General features: G+C 65.7%; 2 protein-coding genes. Both read right to left on the bottom strand.

The features are described from left to right. Window positions 1-97: 97 nt before the first annotated feature. Window positions 98-868, bottom strand: a complete 771-nt coding sequence (istB, locus tag ACLQI9_RS14240) for an IS21-like element helper ATPase IstB (RefSeq protein WP_442386643.1) — start codon at window positions 866-868, stop codon at window positions 98-100. After that, on the bottom strand, window positions 865-2373 hold the full coding sequence (istA, locus tag ACLQI9_RS14235; protein WP_442386641.1) for an IS21 family transposase: 1509 nt from the start codon (window positions 2371-2373) through the stop codon (window positions 865-867). The genes istB and istA overlap by 4 nt, the downstream gene beginning before the upstream one ends. Window positions 2374-2992: the final 619 nt, after the last annotated feature.

Raw genomic sequence — 2992 nt, 5'->3', positions numbered from 1 at the left:
TCGAACTCAGTCCGCAGGGCCGGGCGCCAGCGCCGCCGACGGTGTTCAGGATGCAGATACAGCTCCGGAACCGCTTCCAGCGGAGCCAGCACCACCGTCAATTGCAGCTTTGCGTTCCGCTGGTGATGACGACGGTGGCGTGGTGCAGGAGTCGGTCCAGGATGCTGACGGCGGTGGTCTGTTCGGGCAGGAATCGGCCCCATTGTTCGAAGGGCCAGTGCGAGGCGATGGCCAGGGAGCGGCGTTCGTAGGCGCCGGCGACGAGACGGAACAGCAGTTGGGTCGCGGTGTCGTCGAGCGGGGCGAAGCCGAGTTCGTCGAGGATGATCAGGTCGACGCGCAGCAGGGATTCGATGATCTTGCCGACGGTGTTGTCGGCAAGGCCTCGGTAGAGGGTTTCGACGAGGTCGGCGGCGGTGAAGTAGCGGGCCTTGTGCCCGGCGTGGATGGCGGCGATCCCGAGACCGATCAGGGTGTGGGATTTCCCGGTCCCGGCCGGTCCGATAATCGCCAGGTTGGATTGTGCGCGAACCCATTCCAGGCTGGACAGGTAGGCGAACACCTTCGGCTGAATTGAGGAGGCGGCCACGTCGAACGACTCCAACGTTTTGGCGACTGGGAACCCGGCGGTCTTGAGCCGGTTGACGACGTTGGAGGCATCGCGGGCGGCTAGTTCGGTTTCGACCAGGGTCCGCAGCACCTCTTCGGGGGTCCAGCGTTGGGTCTTGGCCGTCTGCAGGACCTCGGGTGCGGTGCGCCGGATCGCTGCGAGCTTGAGCCGACGCAACCCGGCGTCGAGATCGGCAGCCAGTTCTGGAACAGAGAGCGGTGCAACGGGTTTGGTTGCCTTGGCCGATGTGGTTGTCATGAACTCACACCACCATCGGCGGCCGGGGTGACCTTGTAGGCATCCAACGAACGCGTCGGGGCGACCGGCAGGTCGAGGATCAACGCATCCCCAGCGGGGCGGGGCTGGGGTGTTCCCGCCCCGGCGGCCAGGATCGAGCGGACATCGGTCGCACGGAACCGCCGGAACGCCAGCGCCCGGCGCAACGCCGCCACCAATGCCTGTTCACCATGGGCAGCGCCCAGTGCCAGCAGGATCTCCAGCTCAGAACCCAGGCGGGTGTTGCCGATCGCGGCGGCCCCGACCAGGAACGCTTGGGCGTCGGCACCGAGGTCGCAGAACTGCTTCTCGATGGTCGTTTTCGGGCGTGGCCCGCGGTTGGGCGCCGGTCGTGGCCCGTCGTAGTGGGCATCGCTGATCGACGCGGTGCCCGGGGCACCCAGTTCGTGCTCAGCCACGATCATCCCGGTCGTGGGCTCGACGAGGCAGACCGCCCCGTGATCGACCACCACGGCCACCCTGGCTCCGATCAGCCGGGTGGGCACCGAGTAGCGGGCCGAGGCATACCGGATGCAGGACAGCCGGTCGACCTTACGCAGCACCGAGGGCGCCCCGATCTGCAGACGCAGCGACGGCAATGGTTGCAGGAGTTCACGTTCGATGAGCAGCCGCTCGTCGGGCACCGCCATGATCTCCGAATGGACCGCGGCATTGACCTCGACGCACCACGCCCTGGCCGCGGCGTTGGCGGCCCGCACGTCAACCGGTGTCCCGGTGATGGCAGCGTCGGTGAGCAGTGGCACCGCCAGATCGCGTTGAGCGTAGCCGCACAAGTTCTCCACGATGCCCTTCGATTCGGGATCGGATGCATGGCAGAAATCCGGTGCGAACCCGTAATGGCTCGCCAACCGGACATATTCGGCCGTAGGAATCACCACATTCGCCACTACGCCGCCCTTCAAACACGCCATCCGGTCGGCCAGCACCCGGGCCGGGACACCGCCGATCGCAGCCAATGCTTCGGCGATCAGCGCCAGTGTCGTCGACGCCCGTTGATCGGTGGCGAACGCCACGAACCGCCACCGGGAGAACGCCAGCACCGCGCAGAATAAGAACAGCCCGGGCGCGGCTTCGGCCCAGTCGATCACCAGATACTCACCCGGCGACCACACCGCCGGGCGGCGGCCCCGGTGATTCTCGCTGCGCCACAATGTCTTCGACACCGCAACCAACCGGCGGAAGTTACGCTCCGAACCCTCATAGCCAGCAGCGCGAGCGATCGGCAACATCCGCTTCGCCGACATCCGGCCCGCCGACTTCGCGACGCGTTCGGCGACCAGCTCGGCCACCGCATCGTAGTTACGGGCCCGCTCAGCCCGCGGTGGTGCGGTCTCGCCGGCTTCGAACTTCTCCACGACCCGTTTGACGGTCTTGTGGGTGGTGCCGCACAGCTCGGCGGCGCCTCGGAATGACCCGAGTTGTTGATAGGCAGAAATGATGTCCATGCGGTCCCTCGCAGACTTCAATGGAACTCCCCGGTGGTGGCGATGAGTGGTTGGCACCTTCACCGTCACCACCGGGGCCCGCAGTTCCTGATCGACACGACGAACACGGGGTGGGGACTTTTATCTGGCCACCAGTGGGGACCTCCACTTGGCCACCAGTGGGGACTTTTTCATGGCCACGGACAACGTGCTCGACGTGACATCGGTGGCTGCTTGCCGGACTACGGCGTCGAAGTGAGGCGCAACTTCTCCACGACGTCATCGTGCGTAAAGGTATACAGCGATGCGGGGTGGCGCTTGACCAGTCGCTACTGCTCTACCGCCGGCCCGGAAGTACCACTACGCAAACACTGGCCGCAATGCCGGGGCAACTGCGAACAGTGCAAAAGGATTTCGCTCCCACCCGGGGACTACACGCCGCGGCGTTATTCGATGTCGACGGCAGGATGCTCGTGGAAGCCGCAGCACGGACCTGCCCAGCGGGATCCGGTCGTTTTCAAACGCCCACCCAATGGCCGGGATTGATGTAACCGGTCGAGCAGGCCATCACGAAGCTGCCGACGCGGGCCTTATCGAAACCCTCGATCGCTTGGCTGATCGAACGCGAGGCCACATCTATGGCGGCATCGGCATGGGCTGC

It is taken from the genome of Mycobacterium sp. (assembly GCF_052143115.1).
Taxonomy (GTDB): Bacteria; Actinomycetota; Actinomycetes; order Mycobacteriales; family Mycobacteriaceae; genus Mycobacterium.
Note: the sequence above shows the minus strand (reverse complement) of the source record. Positions and strands in the feature narration are given on the sequence as shown.